The following is a 23,770-nucleotide window of genomic DNA, read 5'->3' on the forward strand; positions in this document are numbered from 1 at the left end:
ATGAAAGAGACATTTTTTCGCTCAATGACCTGGTTACACACCTGGGTTGGTCTGTTGGTATGCTGGTTACTTTTATTGGTGTTCTTTGCAGGAACCCTCAGCTACTACCGCTATGAGATCTCCCTCTGGACTAAACCGGAAATTCACAGTGACGTCTTTCAGTCCTATAAAGCAGAGAACTTAACTCAGCAGCTTAGAGAGGGGCAGAGCTATCTGTCTCAGCATGCCGCTGGTGCAAAGGACTGGCGGATTAGCTTTCCTACCGAACGTAAGCCTTATCTCAGCTACGGCTGGCAGACACAACCCAAGCCCGGAGAGCGAAGGGGGCAATTTATCGAACATATCGTCCGCAAAGACGGTCGAGGCATGGTCACCGACATACGTGAGTCCCGAGGTGGTAACTTCTTCTATCGGTTGCATTTCGATCTCCACTATATGCCGGCAAAGATCGCCCGCTGGATTGTCGGTTTTTGCACTATGTTCATGTTGCTGGCTCTACTCAGTGGCATTGTGATCCATAAACGCATCTTCAAGGACTTTTTCAGTTTCAGGCGCAATAAGGGGGGGCGTTCCTGGCTCGATGCCCACAATGTAAGCTCAGTACTCGCACTCCCCTATCATCTGATGATCACCTATACCGGCCTTATCACTTTGATGTTGATGTATATGCCCTGGGGAGTGATCACGGCCTATGAAGGAGACGGTCGTGCATTTCGTGCCGAACTCAAGCCCGGACGAGTGCAGGTTGCAGCAGCTAAGGTTCCGGCGAAATTAATTCAGCTCGATACCCTGCTGCCCCGGGTGACGGAAAACTGGGGGGACACGCCGATTAAACAGGTGGTGATCACCCATATCGATGATAAGAATAGCCGCATCAGCTTCTATAAGAATACCGGGCAGTCGGTGACAGATCTGCGTATACCTCTGGTATTCAGCGGTGCATCCGGCAAGCAGCTTAGCCAATCCCCCGATGCGCCCTCTGCAGCTCACGCCACCCACGATACCTTGATGTCACTACACACGGCTCGCTTTGCCGAGCCCTTATTAAGGGGCTTATTCTTTATCTGTGGCCTAATGGGCTGTGCCATGATTGCCACCGGAACCCTGTTATGGGCGGTCAAGATCCGCCAGAAGCAGCAAAAATGTATCAAGCAGGGCAACAAGCCAAGCTTGGGTCTGCGTCTGGTAGAGGGGCTAAACCTCACCTTTATTGCCGGACTGCCTCTGGCAACCTGCGCTTTTTTCTATGCTAACCGCATCCTGCCCCCCTCCATGCTTGACCGGGCGCAGCGGGAGGTTGACAGCTTCTTTGCCGTTATCTGTATGATCGCAATACTGGCCTGTTTCGATCGTAGCCTGACAACCTGGCGCAAATTACTGGGACTCTCAGCGCTGGGCTTCATGTCGATTCCACTTCTTAACTGGGCGACCTCGAGCCAACACCTGCTTCAAAATATTGCCAGCCATCAGTGGGCATTAGCCGGCTTCGATCTTCTCTGCCTCATGGTTGGAACAGCGTTATGGTTTGCAGGACGAAAGTTATCACACAAGCAGGCTCAGCAACCTGAACGGGTTGCGGCAAGGGCTGCACGCCCAAATAATGGCAGGCAGCTCTCTGCAGCCTCTGTAAAGGCCCCCTCTGAACTGAAACCGTCAACTAAGGAGGGAGCGTAACATGATGATCTCTAACTCTGTGACTATCAGCATCCTCAACTTCAGCTACCTGGCATTCGGATGCCTCTCCTTAGCCATGTTCTCCCATTTCCGGGATGCTTTTAAACGTTCACCCAGCCAGATTCAGAGCCGGATACTGTACTGGTCCGGTTGGATAATTCTCGGTGCCAGCTACTACGTCGGCGTGAGTTATCAAGGGCTTGCCTATGGCAGCATTATGTTTACCGGGATCATATCTCTGGCAGCCTTATTAGTGATCTTAACCTTAAGCTATCGAGCCCGGCATCTGCCCCACCTTATGACGGCCTCCGGTATTCTGGGAGCACTGTTGATGTTCATCGTTTAACACCAGCTTGCGGGAGACGGGGCTGCTCCAGGTGAAACCGAAGCGGCCAAAACGTCGTTTTTTTAAGCGGTTCAGCTGAAATTCAGCTTAGCTGTCATAAAATCTAAGCCCAATACCATTACTTTCATGAGGCTGAGATGCATATTAATTCGAATTCGCTAAATACGAGCCCGGCTACACAGGTTACCGCATCTAAGCCATCGCTCTTCAGTCCCGCCCAACCTCAGAGCGATTCCCCCCTCAGCAGGGCTCAGCCTTCAGGACATCCAAAGAGTGACAGCGTAACGATCTCAGACAGGGCAGCGCAGCTTTCATCTCAGGCTCAACCAAGCCCTAAAGAGGCTGAGACTCTTCCGGCAACACCAAACCTACCTAATGAAGATGAGAAACTGGAAAACTATATCGAATACAGAAAAGCCAGGGCACAATATCAAATTTACTCAGATATGGCCGCTATAGCGACAGGCAAGAGCAAAGGGGTGTCTGCATCGACAGCCTATTACCTTTCAAATAACGATGATGCTCGCGCCGCCGTAGTAAACAGTAAGGCCCAACAGCAACAGGTTTCGGCTATGCAGACCTATGCCAATACGGCTCAGGCTATCGATGAGTGGTACTAACGGTAGCGGTAAAGCAGAGCATTAACCCGGGGTAATAAATCTCCCCTTAATTCCATATAAAAAATGCCGCTAACAGCGGCATTTTTTGTTACGGACAATTTCTTCCCCTGCACGGCTTTTCCGGCTTATCGTTTCCGCCGCCATCAGCCCCTCCTCCACCAGCGGAAGCGCCACAATCTGTGCCAAGGTACAAAGATGCCTCTCTGGCCTGGACAAGACCATAGCCGTAATAGTCATCCCGGCCGGTAACCCCTAAATCTTCCGCACTTGCCCTGAGGGCATCTCTGATATCGGTATTGGTACAAGCAAGGTGGTGACTCCAGACCAGAGCAGCCACACCGGCGACATGGGGAGTCGCCATGGATGTACCATCGAAATAGGCGTAGTTACTGGCTAGCAGTGAAACAGTTGCGGAACTGCCCAGCAACCCAAGCATCACCTCACCGTCGGCTTTCGAGACTCCAACCGAAGGGATATGAGTTACAACCTCGCCCAGTGTACCGCTGAGAGAACCGGAAACATTGTTGTAGATAATTGCAGCGATCCCTCCACCATCCTCACAGGCCAGAACCTTATCTGAAAAAGCGATATTGCCTCCGCGTTGAATCAAGCACACCGCTCCTGCAGCATCGTTACACTGTGAGTCGCCTAACCCACAATCTATCAGGACACCACTTTCGGTTCCCAAAGGGGAACCACCCATCCCTATGGCACTGTATTCAGCTCCCGCAACCAACGTTGTAGTAGCTAAGCCTGTCTCCATAGGAACGGGTGATAAAACATGAACCCCGGGCGCCGCCAGCTCAACCTGACTGGTTCTTTGAGAAAAGCTAGCATGCTGTTTATTTTCATCTACTGCAGCCACAGATATCACATCGCGATAAGAGGCCGGGTAGGAGTGGCGCGTATTACCGTCGTTTCCGGCGGCGGCGATGCTCAGCACACCTCGCTCGTGTGCCGCTGTAAATGCCCTCTCTTCGGTACGGCTCTTAAAGCTACCTCCAAGGCTCATATTGATCACATTGGCCCCGTTATCCTCACAGACACCCAGGGCTGCAACGAGAGAAGATGAGTAGGCCCAGCCACTGGCATCGAACACCTTTACGATAAACAGGTTCAACTTATCATTTGGCGTGATCCCCAAAACCCCCACACTGTTATTCAGCGCCGCTATGGTTCCGGCGACATGCGTACCATGGTGCACCTCGTCGACAAACCAGTCACCGGCTCCGCCATCATCTGACGCACCGTTAACTGTACCTGAACCAGGCAGATCTTCATGACTACGCTGGTAACCGGAATCTATGATGCAAACCGTCATATTACCTGCAGCGCTATCACTTAGCTGATCAGCCTGTACCATGGGGATGCCATAGGGAATAGTCTGAGACAGAAGGTAACGTTTCGCATCCGGCTCGATATATTCGATATTGGGATTGTGTTGTAAGCCCTTCAGGGCATTGGATGGAATGGTAAAAGCGGCGGCGTCATACTCATGCAACTCGAGTTGTTGCCTGGCCCCGATAGCGCTGAGTTGCGCTGCTCCCTTCGCCCCGGCGCCAGGTTTAAACTTTACGATATAACGCTGTTCCCCGGCAGCAAGGCCTCCGGAAACAATAGCCAGGCAGAGTATACAGAGCACAATCATAACTTTAGTAGAATTAGTCACAAGCAGCCCCTCAACTTTAAACGTATCAACATTAGCCCTAGCTATTAAATGATCCGGTTGTTGAGTGTTTCGGCCATGCTTCCTTAGCGCGTTCGATACCTTTCTCTACCTTCCACAACCCCTTTATTGATCACTTTTGTGCTTTCGACCCTATAGCGGTTAAGTATGGTTGCAAATCGATAGAAAATCGCTTTTAGGATATAAAAGTCTAAATTTCTCTCTACATATACAGCTTGGCTATAATAAAATGAATACCATCGACGAAGAACAACACCAAGCAAGCAACTGTTTAATTTGATAAAATTAACAAAGTGTTACTGCTGAACATAAAAAAGGCGCTATTAGCGCCTTTAAACTACTGCAGACAAACCGGGACGCTAATTTTCGATGAAATCATCCTCAAAGTTCGTTTCCCAGTACTTGTAGCCCTGAACCGTAGCCTGAGCTGCAGCTCCCATCAGGTTCACCTGATAGGTTTTTACACCACTGAGATCCACCGATTGATTAGCAGATGCCTGACCACCACTCCCCTCATACTCTGCGCTGGCTTCTGCCTGGGCCTGTCCCTCGAAGCCGGCATCCTTAAAACGTTTAACGGCCGCCTTATCCATAAATGCCTGTACGAAGGCGACCTGCTTCCAGCCGATACCGGCTCCCACACCGCCTGTAGCGAAACGATAGTATGATTCTCCACCCGGCTCATTAAGTACGCACACTCCACCTCCGGTAGATAGGGCAAACAGATAGCTGTTACTGCCTGTACATACAACATAGGCGACGGAGTCAGCCACAGCCGAAGCCGCACCTTTATGCTCGCTATAGATCTCTTTCAATGCGGCCTGAGTTTCCAGACGCGCATTTTTCTTTTTCGCTTCGGGTGTATTCCCCGTTGCGCAGCCAAGGAGTAAAGCGGGTAAAAGTAGTAATGCTAATTTGCACATTTTCATCAGGCTACCTTATGTATTGTCATGAAATGAAAGAGAATATCCACTATCCCCATGGGCGTTATCTGTCTCGGCGATAAAACAACCAGATGCCCCCCTAAACCACCTGGCTCACTAATAGAGCGCTCTTTGAGTGACCTAAGTACCTTATTATCAGGCTAAAAAATATATGAGAAGGTTAACATCGGTCCATGAAAGCCGTAATGGAGCTTAAGCGTTGAGTTATCCTCTTCGATATCCGCCGATACTTTATAATATTTATATGAGAGTTCTGTGGCAAAACTATCCTTGAGCGTGTACTCGACGCCAATACTCAAGTCGACCAACCGACCTCTGATATTATCCAGACTCAGATAGAAATATTGAGCCTGAGTCCCCAGCCGCCAACCATCGGCAAACCGGTAGTTTGCAACGATACCGATATCCGGCAGTGGTGCGGTCACATCGGTGAATACTATATGCTCGGAGTCAGGATTCACTGTTCCGCAATTATTATCGACACACGCAGCGATATCCCCGGTAAAACCCAGCTCAAACCACATGACATGCAGACCGGCTGTCAGCAGCAGATCCCATTCATCATCGCTGTAAAAGTCATAACCATAACCGAGGCGGGCGATATCGACATTGAATGTTGTGGTGAGCTCACTACCCGACTGCACTAGATATTTATCGCCGCTCTCCGGGTGCTCATATTCGAAGGGGGTGGTGACATTCAGATTTGTGGCGTCACGGTGTAACCGCTTCCAATCCAGGTATACCACATGATTGCCATTAAACCAGTACGCCAGGGCAAAAAATGGGAGAAACTCACTTTCAACCAACTTGAGATCTGATTCAAAATCCAGCTCAAATGTTTTATCAGTCAAGGGACTGGTCACCTCTATACCCGAGTCAGATGTCGAATAGAAACCGCCCACGGCAAAGCGTAATCGGCTCTCATCGGCAGAAATCAGGAAAGAGATACATAGCAGAGTACAAAATAGTACTCCCCTGATGGCAACAGAGAAAAGGGAGCCTTGTGCTTCGGTATGCAAACTCTTCATCTTTAACCTCCGATAACTTGAACTAACTCTAGCAGTGATTTTATTACCCGGGCATAAAAGCGCCATTGTCCTTAAGTAAAAGTCCAATGAATCAGATGGGTGAAGTCACATAGATAGGGTTGGAGCATTGCACTCCCGGAGATAAAAATGGGGGTTAAAAGCCTGGGAACTGCTCGGCCGGTAACCCCCTAAAGGTGCTTGTTGCAGGCGTGGTGAACGCCTACCTGACACAAAGTTTTACTTAATATCCTCGGCCATCCCATCGGAAGAGATAGGTAACGCCTTTAAGGGTTTAATGGGTTGTTGAATCAACTCCTGTTTCAGATATGAGATAGCTTTATCTAATTGAGCATCACCGCCGGTGAATGTGGCATAGGGTAGATTATCGACCTCTATATCCGGGCTCACGCCCCGCCCTTCCAGTACCCAGCGTCCGTCCATCGCATATTGAGGATACTCGGCCACGCGCGCCATCCCTTTATCTGTCAATGCATTACGCCCGGATAACCAGACTCCCGCTCCCGCCGTTTGCTTTCCGATCAAAGGGGCAATTCCCAATGCCTTGATGCCGGCAGAGAAGGTTTCACCGTCAGAATATGTCAGCTGATCGGTCAGTACCACTAAGTGTCCACGGAAGGTCTGCTGCATGTTGGCATTAGGCGTACCACGGGTGGGCTGCCAAAATGCCCAGGTGCGACGCAGCAGTTTTTCTATGATCCAACTATCTATGTTGCCGCCACGATTACGGCGCACATCGATAATCAGCCCCTCTTTCTCAAAGTTGGCATAAAACTCACGCGCAAAGCTGGCAATATCACCACTCCCCATGGCATAGAGGTGCAGGTAGCCTATCTTACCTTCACTGCCTTGAGTCACCTTACTGCTATTTTGGTTGACCCAATCTAAGTACCTGAGCTTGGCATCGGCGCGTGTATCGACCGGCATCACAATCGTCTTGTGCTGCTTACTGCCTCGCTTAAGCTTAAGCAATACCTGCTTGTTAGATTGATTTCTTAAGAAGCGGGTCACATCGGCAACATTGGTGACCGACTTTCCATTGATCTCCACAATGAGATCACCCACTTGCGCATCGACCTCGACTCTGGCCAGCGGCGATGATTGAGCCGGCAGCTCAGGATCATTCTGATAGATATGAGATATCTTGACACCTGACGCTGTCTGTTCGAGACGGGCGCCCAGGCTTGATGCCTTGGCCATCTTACTGTCTTTAGGAAGATCGCCCCCACGTACCTGAGAGTGAAGTGAGTCCAGCTCCCCCATCATCTGCTTGAAGATATCATTCAGCTCATGCCTGTCGGTTAATCTGTCGACCAATGGCTGATACTTAGCCTTGGTTTTCTGCCAATCCAGGCCTCGCATCTTCTTATCAAAGAAGGAATCTCTGTGCATCAACCAGGCATCTTCAAACATCTGTTGCCATTCGAGTCGAGGCTCGATAGCGAGTTGCCACTGCTGGGTCTGTACCTTGGCATTTTTTAACTCTTTTGGCAGCTTATCACCCGCATCGACGATCAACATCTCTTTGCCACCGTCGCTGTGCTTACGGATAAATATTTTCTTACCGTCGGCAGAGAGCGCGTACTCCCCCACATCTTTGGCGAATGTTTCTACCTTAGGACTCAGAGGATCAAACTTTACAATTTTCAGTTCAGGCTTACTCTTGCTCCCCGATGCCCTGTCCAGCAGATATAAACTGTCATCTTTAACACTCAGGTGTGAATAATTTCCTGAGGCAACAGGCACCTGCCATAAACGTTGATTAAGCCCTTTCCAGTCCACCTCGACCTCGGCTGCGTCTTTATCTGATTTTTTATCAGTTTCCACCGACATGAGTTCATTCGGTTGACGGAACGCAAAGCTGGCATCTTTGTCGAGTGCGATGGCGAAAATTTCGCTGCGCTTATCGAACATGGGCCCCATGTTACGGTCGCCCCAGGGTGAGGTCGGTGTCGCCGTAAACTGGCGATTAGATAAGAAATATAACCATTTACCGTCGCTACTGAAGGCGGGAGAGTATGATTCATACTTATCGCTGGTTAAGGTCTCACTTCGCTTATCATCCAATGAGTAGAGTACGATCTGAGGTCTGGGCTTACCCAATTCAGATTTGGTAACGGCGATAAAGCGGCTATCACCGGACCAAACCACATCGGCATAAGGGCCTAGCCCTTCACCTTGCGTGATGATCTTCTTACTGCGGTTTTTCTTCAGATCTAACAACCAAAGGTTACCATCGTAATCATCCGAGGCGATATATCGGCCATCGGGCGAGATACTCAATGACATTCTGAGAGTCTTACCATCTTTGGTTAACTGCTTTGCTCCCTGAGCGCCATCGGCCGGAAAGCGCCAGATCTCCTGCTCACCTGAGGCGTCGCTGATACCATAGACCCAGCGCCCGTCGGGGCTCATTACCGCCCCCCGAATACGACTGCTTCCGGGAAGGGCTATCTCGACAAGGCGTGAACCGTCGGTACCGGCGATGGCCACATGGCTTCTGGCAGTGATCACTACCTTATCGCCTTTCGGCGACATGGTGGTCGATGTAGCGTAGGTCATAGGGGTATTCACCCAATGCTCACGACGTTGGGAGAAGTCAGAGACAAGGTCGATATCCATAACCTCAGTTTGATTAGATGCTATGTCGAACAACTTGATATCGGCACCTTGCTGAAAGACAATACGCCCACTATCTAACCTTGCCCCCCGGACTTGCCAGTCGGTAAATTGCGTATGCTGCTTCAAGTCCTGCCCATCGGTCATCATCGACCAGATATTGTCATTTCCGTCGCTGTCACTGACGAAATAGAGACGATCACTCCATAGCATAGGTTGACGCACCGAACCGCTATGAGCGGCCGTTAATTGTTCAGCCTCCTCTTTTGAGCCTAATTTGAATCGCCATAGCTCTCCTCTGGCTCCACCTCGATAGACTTTTGCATTATCTCCAGTGGTTTGCAGTCCGAAACGGGTAAAATAGAGATACTCTCCATTATCATCGATAACACCTTCGATAGCATCGGCCAGCGGCAGGTCAGTTGTTATCAATGTCTCTGGGTTTACGGTTCTTAATACCCAGTAGTTAGCAGGACCGAAGGCATTATCGGTGGCATAGAGCACTTCACCATCGGCTGTCCATCCCTGTACCCGAACCCGGCTATTTTCGAAACTCACACGTTTAGCTTTTCCACCGGCAATGGGGAGCACATACACTTCACTGGCACCTTCGTAATTGGCTACATAAGCCACCCACTGACCATCTTTTGAGATAGTAGCTCCCAACTCTTCTGCCGGCTGGGTGGTAAGCCTTTGAGCTCGAGTCTGGCTCAACTCTTTAGTCCATAGATCGCCTTCGGCAGTAAAAACGAGGGTGTTATCACTCAGAGCCGGAGCTCGGTAATAGCCTAAATTTTCCAATTCGGTGGAGAGGACACTGGGGGCACTGAGGCTGCCAAGTGCTAATAAAGTGCAGACAAAAGGGAGACGAAGTTTCATTATTAGCTCATTATTCTTATTAAATAAATTTATTAAGTCACAGTTTTAAGGCCAACAAGGTAGCAAACTTTTCTTAAAGCAACAGTAAAATATTGCACAATAATTATTAGCAAATGTGTACGGCTTACTTTTCCCGATCCTGTCACTGACTATACTCAATAGACTATCGCTCAAAAAGTGGACTCGCAGATGGGAGCAGGTACTGATAAAAAGGGTCAAACCAATTCAATATCTTCAGATATTGAACACTTTAGCGGTGAACAATCGACTCCCATCAGGCAAGATCCCGTCATTCGGAAGCTGCTCAATAAACTCCCCGATGATCTTGCCGACAGCTACTCAGAGAGACAGCTTCAGGGGCTGAGGGTTGCCTTGGGCGATCGCACCTGGGGCAAACATTTCATCGACTACAGGGGAACCTTCGCCATCACCTTCGTTCGTTGGCGATTCTATTATGTCTTTCTATTAGGAAAGAACCGAAGGGCCTATACACGCCGTGAGAAACATGCCTCTTTACTGATGTTTATGGGGTTAATCATTATGTTTTTAATTATCAGTCTATCTCTGGGTCTGTTGAGCCTATATATACTCAAATCGGCCTTAGGGATAGATCTAATGGAGGAGAGCTCCCTGGGGTTATGGGATTGGTTTAAGGGAGTATGGTCATAAGCAATGATAACAATGGATGCCGCAGAAATAACAGATCATCTCTTAACGCTGGGCTCCCCTCAAGTCGCCAGCCACTCACAAAAATTTTTCAAAACGGCTCCAGGAGAGTATGGCGCCGGAGACAAATTTATCGGTATCAGAGTACCGGTCATCCGCGCCCGACTCAAGGCCCTGTCACCTCTTCCCCTAGATACGATTGCCAAACTTATCTGCAGTGAATTTCATGAACTCCGCCTGTTCGCGGCACTGGCCCTGGTTGAGTGTTTTCAGCGTGCTGATGAGAGAGGCAGAGAGGAGATTTACCATCTCTATCAGGCTCATCACGCCTATATCAACAATTGGGATATCGTAGACTGTTCGGCTCATAAGATTGTTGGTCCCTATCTGGTCAACCATTCGAGGGAGCCCCTATATCAACTGGCCGACAGCGACACACTCTGGCAGCGCCGCATTGCGGTAATCGTTTGTTTCCACTTTATCAAGCAAGGAGATTTCGATGACATACTCAAACTCAGTCAGCGGCTATTCACTGATCCCGAAGAGCTGATACACAAGGCGGTAGGTTGGATGCTCAGAGAGGTGGGGAAGCGAGACAGAGCAAGGTTAGAGAGCTTTTTAAATAAACATTATAAACAGATGCCGAGAACCATGCTCAGGTACGCGATTGAGAAGTTTCCCGCAGAGCTTCGTCAACACTACCTAAAAATGTAAGACGGCGGTTACCGGAGTGGTTACCGCCGACTGAATGCAAAAAGTTAGTGCTGCTTAAGTAGTTGCTGCAGCTCACTCCAGGTTTGATGCTGAGGGTGGTTAGGCTCCCTAAGCTCCGGGTACCGCTCCTCTATCTTAAGCGCTAACTTTTTGGCCTCACTCCACTGCTCACTCTCTACCAACTGAGTTAAGTGATGCAGTGCTTGCTTTGCACTGATCACAGCTTCTCTCTGGGTTGCTCCCTTAACCGGTGCAGGCTGTTTCTCAACGCTATCACCGAGTTGGTCAGAGCTTCCCTTCCGGCTGAGAGGCTGGTGTTCCTCTACCGAACTCCCCTTAACATCGGCTGCAGTATCGGACTGCACTGACATGCTTCGAGGTGCCACGGCCTTAAGAGCCTGTGGATCATCAAGCTGCTTACCTTGAACATCTGCCGGCGCACTCATCTGCATCATCACAGGGGAGGTATCGTCCCGCAGAATATCCCGGGGCACCTCGGGGTTGAGGAGTAATAATGTCACAACCAGCATCACCGAGGCGGCAGAGGATAAAGGCCATCGATACCGACGCCAAAAACTATGCTCTACCCGCACCACATTGTCTTCAGAGCCACTCTTTGTCGCTTGTTTCGCCATCTCAATGATCTTCTTATCGAGGGCTTCTCCGGGCTGTTCCTGCTCCATCTTTTGATACCATCGATGAAGTTCGGCATCGAATCTGGCAGGTTTATCTGTTTGCTTATCTTTCATTGTCGACCTCCTGCCATTTATTCATAACGCACTCTTTCAACGCCCTGTTCGCGTATCGAATCCGGCTCTTTGTCGCCTCAAGTGTCACCCCCACAATCTCGGCAACTCCCGCAGCGGTAAACCCCGCCTCCATACTGAGTATAAATGTCTCTTTCTGCACCGTGGGCAGCAGCTCAATACAGCTTTTTAACAGCCTGGCCTTAACCCCCTCCTCCTGTGCATTCTCCGGAGAGAACTGTGCCGATGGCATCAGGTTATCACTCTCCTGCTCTTCGCTGAAAGCATCGCTGAACAGATCCACCGGTTTCACGGCCCGCACATGATCTATAAGCAGGTTATGGGCGATACGGTATAACCAGGTCGTAAACTTGGCACTGGTTTCATAGTTGGCCGATGCTTTTATCACCCGCCCCCATGTTTCCTGATATAGATCTTCAGCAAGCTGCTTATCACCTGTCTGGCGTACAAAATATCGATAGAGGCCGCCTTTGTGCTTGAGGTACAGAGACTCAAAAGCTCCCATATCCCCTGCGGCATACTGCAACATCAAATGTTGATCTGCATCGGCGTCTGTCGACCTATCCTGCCCTAACACTTCAGCCACATCTTTCTCCAAGCTAAATTCAATTCAGTCCGCCCCACTACATAGACGAGCATAAACCCATATCTGATAGAAAGTTTGCCCTCCCGGCGCGGCTTTGTCTATCTAATATAGTAAGCTCAACAGAACTCTCAACTCTGGTTTAGCTTGGGAGATTGCCCCCTTTGTAGCTATAAACGGCTCAAGATGAAGAAAGGGTTAAAGCTGGCTCAACATCTCTGTCACCCTATACTCAAACCCCTGTCATTAATGCTTCGGCACAAGCATAACTATTGATAATGGCCCCAAATATAAATATTTATCACACTATGAACTTATGAGTGCGGCACCTCACATTTTCAAAGCCTCATTCGTGCTACTTTTACCCGATTCCAAGACAGTTCAACTCTCGCAATACGTCAAACCTAATGATCACAAGCTGCATCACCTGACATCCGTTTCAACAGGCACCGGCCATCACCATGGCACAGGTGTTTATTGCTTTCCCAAACCATCCCCTAACTTCACTCAAGGCGAATAAACGTGCCACACAGAGCCCATCTTTTTTCATTAACGCCCGGCCATGCGATATATCACTCATGTATTAAAAATGGCTACAAATTAAAAAACCTTAAACAGGATCTGCTCGCCGGGATCTCGGTAGGAATAATTGCAATACCACTGGCGATGGCGCTTGCCATCGCCAGTGGCGTTCCTCCTCAATACGGTCTCTATACCGCCATTGTTGCAGGGTTTATCATCGCCCTTACCGGCGGTTCCCGTTATAGCATCTCCGGACCTACGGCCGCGTTTGTCGTCCTGCTCTACCCTATCGCACAGGAGTTTGGCTTAGCAGGCCTGTTAATGGCTACGGTCATGTCCGGGATAATCTTAGTGCTTATGTCGCTGTTAAAGCTTGGACGCCTCATTCAATATATTCCGGAGCCGGTCACACTCGGCTTCACCGGCGGTATCGGCGTTGTCATTGCCGTATTGCAGATAAAAGATTTTCTGGGTCTTTCACTCCCTGCCTTACCCGAGCACTTTATCGATAAGGTTTACACACTCGCTCAGGCGCTGCCTGCGGCCGATGGCCCCAGCACTATCGTAGCTATCGCCACGCTATGTATCATGCTGTTATGGCCAAGATTCAGTAGTCAGGTCCCGGCACACCTGCCTGCTATCCTGGTTGGCAGTTTGCTGGCCCTTGGCTTTAACCGCTATGGGGCCGAGGTCGAAACCATAGGGACACGTTTTCAATACCCTCTGGCAGGCGGTGGAATCGGCATGGGGATCCCACCATTTATTCCAGCCTTCGAACTCCCCTGGCTACAACAGGGCAGCGACGGACAACCTCTGGGGTTAAGCTGGGGCATGTTGCAGGCACTGCTTCCCAGCGCCTTTGCCATAGCTATGCTGGGTGCCATTGAGTCACTCCTGTGTGCCGTGGTGTTAGATGGGATGACAGGTAAGCGTCATAGCGCCAACAGTGAACTGCTCGGTCAGGGGATCGGCAACATCATAGCTCCCTTCTTTGGAGGCATTCCGGCAACGGCTGCGATAGCCAGAAGCGCGGCAAATGTTAAGGCCGGCGCCTCCAGCCCGATATCAGGAGTCATTCACTCTCTGGTATTACTGATAGGACTGCTCTGTCTGGCCAACATTCTGGCTTACCTGCCAATGCCGGCCATGGCCTCGCTCCTGCTTGTCGTAGCCTGGAACATGAGCGAAGCGCCAAAAGCACTCCACCTGCTAAAATCTGCCCCACGCAGTGATATCATCGTTTTTCTCACCTGCTTCTCACTGACCGTTGTATTTGACATGGTGATTGCGATTACAGTTGGGATCCTGCTGGCAGCGTTGCTGTTTATGAAAGAGATAGCAGATATGACCCGGCTTTACGATATCAGCAAAAACAGAAGATATATCGACAAACCACTCCCGGATACCTGGTTGGTATTGAAGATCAACGGGCCACTATTTTTTGCCGCTGCCGATAGTATATTTTCAGAAATAAAACTGTTGTCCGACCATAAACGCACCGTCATTCTCTATATGGACGGAGTATCTATTCTGGATGCGGGGGGGTTAGCCGCACTAAACAAGCTAACTAAAGAGTTAAAGCAGAAAGACACACATCTGGTTATTACAGATCTACAATTTCAGCCTATCAGGACATTGGCAAAGGCTAAAGTACAGCCTGTCGACAAGCTGTTATATTTCTATCCGACGCTGAAAGATGCCATAGAGAGGCATCCACAATAATACCAGGTGGTCGATAGGGGAGTATTTATACCTATCGGTATGAGTTCTCCCAATAAAAAACGCCACCGAACCCTAGATTCGGTGGCGTATCTTTAATGTTTCATTTCAGATCAAACGTTAGCAAGTTTTTCCTGAAGTTTAGCATCTTTCGCCTGAACGGCTTCAGCTGAAGTGGCACGTTCCTCTTTCACTCTCTGCGCCAATGCATCATCACCAACGGCTAGCATCTGGGCCGCCAGATAGCCCGCATTTTTAGCACCGGCACTGCCGATCGCAACGGTAGCAACCGGAACACCACCAGGCATCATAACAGTAGAGAGCAGTGCATCATGCCCCTGCAGCGGACCACAGTCTACCGGGACACCGATTACAGGGCGAGTAGTGATACCGGCCACGGCACCCGCCAGATGGGCTGCCAAACCAGCTGCACAGATAAATACCTTACAGCCACGCGCTTCAGCATCAGTAACATATGCATGGGTCGCCGCAGGTGTACGGTGAGCCGATGTAACCTTAGCTTCAAATTGAATATCAAATGTTTTTAGCACATCTAGGGTAGCTTGCATGGTTGGTAGATCAGAATCGGAACCCATCAACACCGCAACAAATGGTTTGCTCATTTTTTTTCCTTATGTAGGGTAGTACTTTTATTTTTGTGCGCATTATATACGTAAGCGACTTCTTAATGCGAGTTCCAAAAAGCTACTGAGTCTGATCTATCGGCCAGATTTCCCAAGCTCTCTTGTGAACGGGCAGAGTGACCAGAATAATCTCACCACCATCCGATTCACCGGATATCGCCTCTCGAAATCATTTATCGATGTATTTGCGCTTAGAGTAAACGGCTCCCCCAAGCCAGGACGCTATTATCACCTAGCTGTAATGACACTGCAAATAACTTATCGATACAGTTTTATAACCTTTTAAATCAAATGTATTTGCAATCCTGCATCACCAATGAGACGAAGCCCACTTTTAATACAAGATTTATGATTTATTATCGCCGTAAAGGTAAAAAAATTACTGACCGTCACTTACAATCAGACAAAATATTTCACTGAACGCCTAAAGAAGGGACAACTTGAACAAGATGAGTGGGTTTACCATGGATAGAATAACCAAAGTGACTGAAAGAGACGGTCTGAAGAAGCAACAGATTGACAGCTTAGATCTAAAATTTCACTTTGGCCTGCTCGGTGGCCCACTACTACTCTTGATTGTCACCTGGCTAACCTTCTTCAATGCCAGCTTTGATACCGCTCTATTGCTAAAACTGCTGCTGGTATCGAGTATCTATACTTTGGGCTATAGCTTAAGTTACTACTTCCATCAGGGCCGGTTGACTCGTCTGTGGCAGCACCTGCAACAGATAGTTCATATCAATGACACCACCTTCGAACTCGTCAGTCTGTCCAGTCATTATAAAAATGAACAGGCTTTTTTAGACGCCCTGCTTAAAAAAGCCGTAAGCAGCATCGAAGGTGCCGAGATGGGAAGTATCATCCGGGTGGATCCCGATAACCAGCAACTTCACTTCGAATCCGCAGTAGGGATTAACCTGAAAAAATTACGGCACGTGAAGTTTCATCTGCAGCAGTCTTTCGAGTTCCGATTGACCGAAGGGCGCTGCGACAGGGTCGTCGTCATCGATAATATGGAAAATATCAACTCCCATAGCTCGCTAACCGAAGCCGAGCAGGAGATCCTGTTGACCGCCCCTAACAACCCAATCCGCTCAACCCTTTCGAGCCCGATTCAGATTGACGGTAAGCTTTATGCGATGATCAATCTTGATAGTAGTGTGACTAAGGCTTTCGGTGACTACGATCGTAATCTGGTTAGTATCTTGACTCACGAAGCCGAGAATGCGATCTCCCTGTATCAAAAAACGAGGCAGATCCAAACATTAGCGAACTATGATAGCCTCACCTCTCTCTACAACCGCCAACGCTTCGAAGCGCGCATGGAGAGTTGGAACATTAAACCTCACTTCGGCAGCTACCTGATACTGATAGATTTAGATAATTTGAAACAGATAAACGATAGTGGCGGTCACCAGGCCGGCGACATCGCCTTACGATCACTGGCACAAATACTGAGACGGTATTGGCATGAGAATCATCTCGTCGCACGTTATGGTGGCGATGAGTTTATTGCAGTTTGCCACGGGCCTTTAGAGAAGATTATGGCTGACTTAAACGAGATTCAGCAGCAGTTGGACAGTGAAATATCTAAGGTACAGTTCAGTTACGGAATCGCCGAATACAGTAACAACTGGCAACAGGCTTTTCGAAGTGCAGATAACGAAATGTATAAACATAAGCGAAGTAAGAATGTGCTAAGAGATATCAGCCTGGAAACCCCGACTATGAATACCGCTTGAGCCTGACAGGCGTTAATTGCCGACGTACAGGTCATACATGATCCGGATAATAAAAAGCCCCGATCTGTTCGGGGCTCAATGTCAGGTAGTGGGGATGCCGAGGAGAGTTAACCAAAGAACAAACGCCACAACCAGGATGAATCCAGATCTTCCTGACATGTGCGATATTGGGCCGCATAGCGCTTCGATCTGTCATCGACCTTCCTGGCCACTTTGATCAGCCAAGGTTTTTGATTATATGTTTTTCTCTTATAGCCACCCCAGCCTTCATGATAATTCAGGTACTGATTTTTGGCGTCCCATTTTGACACTCCGTTGATCTTGTGAGTTTTATAGATAAACCACCCCATAAAATCCATCGCATCATCAAAATTACTGCGGCTGGACCATGAGTTTCCCGTCTCCCTGACATAATCATCCCATGTCATTGTCTTTGCCTGGGCATATCCATACGCATCACTCGCTCTACCTATCGGAATAAAACCGAGAAAATATTCCATCGGAGGGGCCGCATTATGTTTAAAAGAGCTCTCCTGATACATCATTGCCAGAGGGACATGTACCGGGACCCCCCACTTCTCCCTGGTATTTTTAGCCGCCTTATACCAGGAGCGATTCTCTTTATAGATAGAGCACAGGTTTTCAGGCTCTTTAGGTGGAGAGGTAGCGCAGCCCGAAAGAGATAGCGCTAAACAAGCTGAGATAAAAACCGGATACAATTTCATATGAGCCAAGACCAAAGGGCAAACTTATCAAAGCAATAGTGTCACACCGAAAGGAGAAAGAAGCAATTCACGAAATAGAAAAACGGGAAGGAGTTAGACAAAGACACGGTAGCCGTTATTCAGGCGGCGACAACTCACACTGATACTCCTCCTGCATCCAGACCTCAGGCTGCCAGAATCCGCTGTCGTTACCCCGATAGCGTTTGTCGGTATTAAACTTAGCCCCAAGGTGATAACGCCTGTTGGCTTCGACGGTGACAGAGAGCACTTTAGGCACTCTGGCTGCAAGCTTCACTTTCAACGACGGGGCATTGATTAACTCAGCGAGAGTAAACTCATAGACTCCGGGGGAGAGGCGATAGTTAGGTTTAGAGATCACGGGATCACCATTGAGATGCGTAACCACAACACGATACAGCTCCTGTCCGGCATCCGGCTCAAGATAACCTGAGACGATACCACACTCCAGACTGTTATCTGGCTGTGAAGCACAACCGGATAACAGTATAAGCCCGGCAATCAGGGAAAGTTTAGCTCCAAAAAGCTTACGGCTCATAACGAAGTCGCAACCTTTGGACTTTCGTAAGAGGCCTGCGCATCTTTGAAGTAGTCGGCCAGATACTCTTCAAAACTTTGACTGGACTCGGACTCAATTTTTGCCTGTTGCTGCAGTGAAAGCGTTGCCGCCTGTTGATATTGTGACTCGACCCCTTCAGGAAGCGGGTACTGGCTCAATATCTTATGGTACTCCTCTGCCAGCTTATTTACCCAGCAACCATGATCCACCTGTGACTCGCTAAGCTCCTTCATTATCTGCCCTGAAATGGTCAACCCGGGATCAACAACGGCACCATGCCATCTACTCAAGGCATCGCGATAAAGATGTTCACCCTCTTTATCGAATAGTGGAGCAAGCTTGTTGAGATCTTCAAACATCGACTCCATCCAGCTCGATAGCAGGACAGGCTCGCCATTTCTGCTGAGTTCGAGGCCCGGCTTACGCCCCTCTAAAATAACCCGATTAAGGTTACTCGATATCTCACTTTCCTGCATAGCATCTGATGTGGCAGACTCATTCAACAGACAATACATTAAGAAAAGGTCCAGAAAGCGGATCTGGGAAGCATCGATACCTACCGGGCTATAGGGATTCACATCCAGCGCCCTGACCTCGATATATTCAACTCCCCCCCTTGCGAGGGCCTGTGAAGGCTTCTCATCGTTTAGCGTGACCCGTTTAGCACGAATCGGTGAGTAAAACTCATTTTCAATCTGTAATACGTTGGCATTGAGCTGACGGTATTCACCATCGACCTTAACACCTATCTTCTCAAAATTAGCAGAAGGCATATTAATCGCGGTATTCATCCCCTGCAGATACTGCTCGAGAGAGTCATAACTGATCTCTAACTGCTCCTGCTCTTTATTGGTATAGCCAAGATCGCTCATTCTCAGAGAGGTGGCATAAGGCAGGTATAACGTCCCCCTTCCCATCTTCTCAAATTGAATATCTGTCTTCTGATCTTTTATGAAGGAGCTGCACAGAGCCGGCGATGCACCAAACAGGTAGGGTAACACCCAGACCATACGGCGATAGTTTCGTATCAGCCCCAGGTAGGAGTCGGAGATAAAATCACTCTTGCAAGCCTGGGTATCACTCAAGCGGTAGAGCTTGTCCCACAGCGAGCCTGATACTGAAAAATTAAAGTGCACACCTGAGATGATCTGCATCTGCGCGCCATAGCGATAGGTCAAACCTTTTCGATATAAGCGTTTCATCTGTCCCGCATTTGACGAGCCATAATCGGCAATAGGGATCGCATTCGCATCCCCCACATAGCAGGGCATACTGACAGGCCATAACCGTTGACTGTCAAGGTTCTGAACCGTGAATGCATGAGTATAGGTCAGATCGTCCAGCAAACTGTCTATATCGTTGAAAACAGGAGTAATAAACTCAAGTAAAGATTCACTATAATCTGTAGTGATCCGCGGGTGTGTTAACGCAGCCCCCAACGACTTTGGATGACTATCTGTAGCTAGATGTCCAGAGCTATTGATCCTCAATGCTTCGCGCTCAATTCCACGCTGCATTCCCTGTAGTGCATTACGCCCCTCAGAATCGGAGAGATGTCCAATCAGTTCATTGAAAGAGTTCAATATATTTTTCTCTAGTTTCGTCATCATTTACTTACACGAGTCAGACCAGCTTAACCTGCCATAACTTTCAAACAAGCGATGTAGGTAAACCTTCCTCTAAGCTAGTTAACTCTCTATTGAGTCATAAAGTAAAGCGGTATCTGAATATGGATCACAGATACCGCTACTTAAATGCTCCGGGTATAGAGACAAGCTCCCCGATACCACTATTCTATATCTCTGGATATATGGGCAAATTCAAATATTACAACTCTAAAATTTTAACCGGATAGCCGAGTGCTTCAATATCAGCCTCTATCGTCGATTTATCGCCCACAACCAATACGATCATATCATCGAGATTTAACTGACTCTTCGCCAATTGGTTAAGTTCAGTCTTAGTGATCCTCTGTGTGATATCCGTCTGTTGCTCCGTAAAATCTGCATCGAGATTGTAACGCTGAATAAGTCGCAGGAAACCCGCTTTTTGGTAGGGGGTCTCATAATCCAGAGCCTTACCCTGAGAAACTGACGCCCTCATAAATGCCAACTCTTTATCGGTAATACCGGATTCCCGATAAGCCTCAATCTCTTTAAAAAACTCGACAATAGATTGTGATGTCACATCGCTGCGAACATTAGCCTGAGCCTCAAACACCCCTAACTCGCTACCACCTGAAAAATAACTTCTGGCACCATAGGTATAACCTTTGTCTTCACGCAGGTTTAGGTTGATACGGCTATTGAATGCACCGCCTAAGGGATAGTTCATCAGGTAAGATCTATAAAACGCTCCGGTAGCATCGTAAGGTAATGCTCGCTTACCAATCTTAATAACCGACTGTGCGGCGCCGGGCTTATCGAGAATGTAGATAGTGCCACCGGCCACGTCGGGCAATTGACTCAATTGAGGTAACTCACTGCCCGCTCCCTTCCAGCTTGAAAAACGAGTTAACATGGCAAGAATTTCAGCCTCGTTTAGGTTACCCACCGCCACGATCTGCGCATTGCCTGCACTGTACTGCTGTCGGTAGAAGGCTTTTACATCGTCCAGAGTCAGTGACGAAATCGTCTCCAGTGTCCCACTACTGCTCACGCCCAAAGAGTTTGTATTGCCATATAGCAGGCCATCGAATGCCGTATTCGCCAGATAGCCGGGATCGGACATCATATGTTGCAGGCTTTGAAGTTGCTGCTGCTTGAGTCGTTCGAAATCTGTTGCTTTAAAACCCGGTTCAAAAAGACGCTCCTTCACAATATCTAAAGTGTCGTCCAGGTGGGAGGTCAGACTCGACACCTTAATATAACTTTGATAGCTACTCGCACCGAAGGTGACGCTACTGCCTAACATCTCTAACGCCTGAGCAAGCTCTTCGGTACTTCTCTTCAGACTCGATTCATTCAACATGGCCGCCGTCAGGCCGGCCAAGCCGGCCTTATCGACAGGAATGAGTCTGTGCCCCCCATTGAGGTAGAAAACCAACTCCACCGTCGGGGTCTCTTCACTCTCAGTTCCGATAACTTCGATACCGTTGCCAAGTTTTCCGCGCCAGATTTCAGGGGACTTAAGCACAGGCGCGGCTCCGACATCGGGTACCGTATTACGATCGAAAGATGAACTTATCTGTTGGTAATCACTTACTCCCTGAACGGCAACATCGGACACATTTAACTCCGGGGCGGTATAGTTATCCTCATGAGCGATGAGCTGTCTCTGCCCCAGTGGAACCACACTCATGACCACCATAGGTTTATCTTTGATATATCGGTTAAAAACCCGCATCACATCGGCTTTAGTCACGTTTGCATAACGTTGCAGGTCCGAGGCGATCATGTCCGGGTTATCTGAAAATGTCTGGTTGAATGCTAATGTTGATACTTTTCCGGAAACACTCTGCAACCCGAAAATAGTACTGGCCTCGAATTGGACCTTTACCTTCTGCAGATCATCGTCGGTCACGCCCCGTTGCTCGAATTCATCGATCGACTCACGCATCCGCTTCTCGAGTTGGGCAAGCTGCCCTCCCTTGGCTGGATTAGCCAAAGCGTACATTGAGAACTGGCAGGCCAGTTCCTGACAGGGATGGCTCACCCCCGCCTGAACGGCGAAGCCATCTTTAACTAAGTTCTTATAAAACAGTGAGGTCTTTCCGCCCCCCAGAATATTGGAAAGCAGATCCAGTGCCGCTTCATCCTGGTGACGGGCATATACCGTGGGGAAGCCGATACGGATCAGAGGAAGATGCACTCTGTCTTCCATGGAGATATAGCGGGTCTTGTCCAGTGTGACTAACGGTTTAGGGTCTGCTGTAACCTCAGGGCCCCTTGGGATCTCACCAAAGTACTTGTTCACCCAGGCCAGAGTCTGAACCTCATCGAAGTCACCGCCTATGGTTAATGTCGCGTTGTTCGGACCGTACCAGCGCTGAAAGAAGTGCTTCACATCTTCCACATCGGCACGCTCCAGATCCTCCGGCCAACCAATGACAGGCCAGGAGTACTGATGACCCTGAGGATAAAATGCCTTATTAAACAACTCTCCCATACGCCCATAGGGTTGATTGTCGATTCGTTGCGCCCGCTCATTCTTGACGGTTTCACGCTGTACTTCAAACTTCTTCTCGGTCAGCGCAGGCAGGAAAAAGCCCATACGATCCGACTCCAGCCAGAGCATCTTTTCCAGCTGATTACTGGGCACCGTCTCAAAATAGTTGGTTCTGTCGGTATTGGTTGTGCCATTCAGGGTTCCCCCCGCCTCGGTTACCGTCTTGAAATGCTGCTCGTCACCGACATGCATAGAGCCCTGAAACATCATGTGTTCAAACAGATGAGCGAAACCCGACCGTCCTTCAAATTCACGGGCAGAGCCTACATGATATGTCACATCCACATGCACCAGTGGATCAGAGCTATCTTGATGCAAGATCAGAGTTAATCCGTTTGATAGTTGATACTTTTTATAAGGAATACCGACCTGCGAAGGAGCGACCTTTACTGTTTCAAGAAGTGTTATGCCATCGGGTAGACTAGATTGTGGCTGCTGACCTGCACAACCAACTAAAATCGCAGCGATCGCCGTAGCTAATATCCATTTTTTCAATTTATGCTCCTAATACCAACTTAATTACAACCAATGCAGCGCCAGAGCTGCCACCACCAAATAACGAATACTCTTACCCATTAATATCATCAGACTCGATCTCATCAACGGAAGTTTCATCCAACCCGCTAATAAACACAAAAGATCGCCGATAACCGGTGCCCACGAAAGAAGCAGGGCCCAATAGCCGTACTTATGAATCAGGACCAGCGAATGTTGGTACTTCCCTTTCGCTACTGCCTCCGGGCTGCGCGCAAAACGACCCAATGAGCCAAGATAGTAGCTGGTAATCGCACCTAACGTATTACCAATACTTGCAACGATAACTAGAGATACCCAGTTCGAACTGTCATCACTTAGCATAGCTGCAAGTAAAACTTCTGATCCGCCCGGTAACAAGGTGGCAGCTAGAAAAGCGGCACTAAACATCAACCATAACGCTGTCATTCAAGCTTACCTAATGAAATATCGTAATATTTTGTTTTTAAAAGAAGTGAGCTCAGCCATGTAGCTCAAATGTTAAGACTTAAAATTATTAAAACAAACTTAATTATGACAATAAGTTATAACAAAAACGGTTTGTTTTGCAAAATACTCTATCTATACAATGAAAACATCGGATAATAGCCTAATT

Annotated in this window: 19 protein-coding genes; 7 read left to right on the forward strand and 12 right to left on the reverse strand. The window is 48.6% G+C overall.

Translation table 11 applies throughout. From position 1 onward, the window contains the following. From Q1B47_RS08795 to Q1B47_RS08805, 3 genes are all read left to right on the forward strand, one after another. Complete coding sequence (locus Q1B47_RS08795; protein WP_299791829.1) at positions 1-1,674, forward strand: PepSY-associated TM helix domain-containing protein; 1,674 nt, start codon at positions 1-3, stop codon at positions 1,672-1,674. Positions 1,675-1,678: 4 nt separating this feature from the next. Further along, positions 1,679-2,020, forward strand: coding sequence for a DUF3325 domain-containing protein (locus tag Q1B47_RS08800; RefSeq protein WP_299791937.1), 342 nt, complete (start codon positions 1,679-1,681; stop codon positions 2,018-2,020). A gap of 137 nt (positions 2,021-2,157) precedes the next feature. Beyond that, positions 2,158-2,640 carry a hypothetical protein gene (locus tag Q1B47_RS08805; protein ID WP_299791832.1) on the forward strand — a complete coding sequence of 161 codons (483 nt, stop codon included), beginning with the start codon at positions 2,158-2,160 and terminating at the stop codon, positions 2,638-2,640. 88 nt (positions 2,641-2,728) lie between these two features. On the opposite strand, the gene Q1B47_RS08810 is transcribed toward Q1B47_RS08805, so the two are convergent. From Q1B47_RS08810 to Q1B47_RS08825, 4 genes are all read right to left on the reverse strand, one after another. Continuing rightward, positions 2,729-4,309, reverse strand: a complete 1,581-nt coding sequence (locus tag Q1B47_RS08810; RefSeq protein ID WP_299791835.1) for a S8 family serine peptidase — start codon at positions 4,307-4,309, stop codon at positions 2,729-2,731. A gap of 377 nt (positions 4,310-4,686) precedes the next feature. Continuing rightward, a complete protein-coding gene (locus Q1B47_RS08815; protein WP_299791838.1) occupies positions 4,687-5,256 on the reverse strand; it encodes a hypothetical protein in 570 nt (189 codons plus the stop codon). Between the two features lie 155 nt (positions 5,257-5,411). Next, a complete protein-coding gene (locus Q1B47_RS08820) occupies positions 5,412-6,299 on the reverse strand; it encodes a hypothetical protein (protein ID WP_299791841.1) in 888 nt (295 codons plus the stop codon). 237 nt (positions 6,300-6,536) lie between these two features. Further along, positions 6,537-9,815 (reverse strand): S41 family peptidase, encoded by a 3,279-nt coding sequence (locus tag Q1B47_RS08825; protein WP_299791844.1) that lies wholly within the window; start codon positions 9,813-9,815, stop codon positions 6,537-6,539. A 189-nt stretch (positions 9,816-10,004) separates the two neighbouring features. On the opposite strand from Q1B47_RS08825, the gene Q1B47_RS08830 reads away from it, so the two are divergent. Continuing rightward, positions 10,005-10,484, forward strand: a complete 480-nt coding sequence (locus tag Q1B47_RS08830; protein WP_299791847.1) for a hypothetical protein — start codon at positions 10,005-10,007, stop codon at positions 10,482-10,484. 3 nt (positions 10,485-10,487) lie between these two features. Then, positions 10,488-11,195, forward strand: a complete 708-nt coding sequence (locus Q1B47_RS08835) for a DNA alkylation repair protein (protein WP_299791850.1) — start codon at positions 10,488-10,490, stop codon at positions 11,193-11,195. A gap of 44 nt (positions 11,196-11,239) precedes the next feature. Here the strand turns inward: Q1B47_RS08835 and Q1B47_RS08840 are convergent, their stop codons facing one another. Both Q1B47_RS08840 and Q1B47_RS08845 read right to left on the reverse strand, forming a co-directional pair. Next, entirely contained in the window at positions 11,240-11,944 is a 705-nt protein-coding gene (locus Q1B47_RS08840) for a hypothetical protein (RefSeq protein ID WP_299791853.1), read from the reverse strand. Continuing rightward, positions 11,934-12,491 carry a sigma-70 family RNA polymerase sigma factor gene (locus Q1B47_RS08845; protein WP_299791940.1) on the reverse strand — a complete coding sequence of 186 codons (558 nt, stop codon included), beginning with the start codon at positions 12,489-12,491 and terminating at the stop codon, positions 11,934-11,936. Before Q1B47_RS08845 ends, Q1B47_RS08840 begins: the two co-directional genes overlap by 11 nt. Before the next feature lie 576 nt (positions 12,492-13,067). Here Q1B47_RS08845 and dauA point away from each other — a divergent pair. After that, positions 13,068-14,789 carry a C4-dicarboxylic acid transporter DauA gene (dauA, locus tag Q1B47_RS08850; protein ID WP_299791856.1) on the forward strand — a complete coding sequence of 574 codons (1,722 nt, stop codon included), beginning with the start codon at positions 13,068-13,070 and terminating at the stop codon, positions 14,787-14,789. A 110-nt stretch (positions 14,790-14,899) separates the two neighbouring features. On the opposite strand, the gene purE is transcribed toward dauA, so the two are convergent. Continuing rightward, positions 14,900-15,409, reverse strand: a complete 510-nt coding sequence (gene purE, locus Q1B47_RS08855) for a 5-(carboxyamino)imidazole ribonucleotide mutase (protein ID WP_299791859.1) — start codon at positions 15,407-15,409, stop codon at positions 14,900-14,902. 503 nt (positions 15,410-15,912) lie between these two features. Here purE and Q1B47_RS08860 point away from each other — a divergent pair. Beyond that, positions 15,913-17,172: a sensor domain-containing diguanylate cyclase gene (locus Q1B47_RS08860; protein ID WP_299791943.1), complete on the forward strand. Its 1,260-nt coding sequence runs from the start codon at positions 15,913-15,915 to the stop codon at positions 17,170-17,172. 107 nt (positions 17,173-17,279) lie between these two features. Here Q1B47_RS08860 and Q1B47_RS08865 read toward each other — a convergent pair whose 3' ends face one another. From Q1B47_RS08865 to Q1B47_RS08885, 5 genes are all read right to left on the reverse strand, one after another. Then, positions 17,280-17,897 (reverse strand): hypothetical protein, encoded by a 618-nt coding sequence (locus Q1B47_RS08865; protein ID WP_299791862.1) that lies wholly within the window; start codon positions 17,895-17,897, stop codon positions 17,280-17,282. 115 nt (positions 17,898-18,012) lie between these two features. Further along, positions 18,013-18,453, reverse strand: a complete 441-nt coding sequence (locus Q1B47_RS08870) for a hypothetical protein (RefSeq protein WP_299791866.1) — start codon at positions 18,451-18,453, stop codon at positions 18,013-18,015. After that, on the reverse strand, positions 18,450-20,084 hold the full coding sequence (gene gshA / locus Q1B47_RS08875) for a glutamate--cysteine ligase (RefSeq protein WP_299791868.1): 1,635 nt from the start codon (positions 20,082-20,084) through the stop codon (positions 18,450-18,452). Before gshA ends, Q1B47_RS08870 begins: the two co-directional genes overlap by 4 nt. Positions 20,085-20,301: 217 nt before the next feature. Continuing rightward, the gene (locus Q1B47_RS08880) at positions 20,302-23,136 is read right to left on the reverse strand and encodes a pitrilysin family protein (protein WP_299791871.1); all 2,835 of its coding nucleotides are present in this window, start codon (positions 23,134-23,136) and stop codon (positions 20,302-20,304) included. Between the two features lie 24 nt (positions 23,137-23,160). Beyond that, the gene (locus tag Q1B47_RS08885) at positions 23,161-23,583 is read right to left on the reverse strand and encodes a YqaA family protein (RefSeq protein ID WP_299791874.1); all 423 of its coding nucleotides are present in this window, start codon (positions 23,581-23,583) and stop codon (positions 23,161-23,163) included. Positions 23,584-23,770 lie beyond the last annotated feature (187 nt).

The sequence above is a fragment of the uncultured Shewanella sp. genome (assembly GCF_947501225.1).
GTDB lineage: Bacteria > Pseudomonadota > Gammaproteobacteria > Enterobacterales > Shewanellaceae > Shewanella.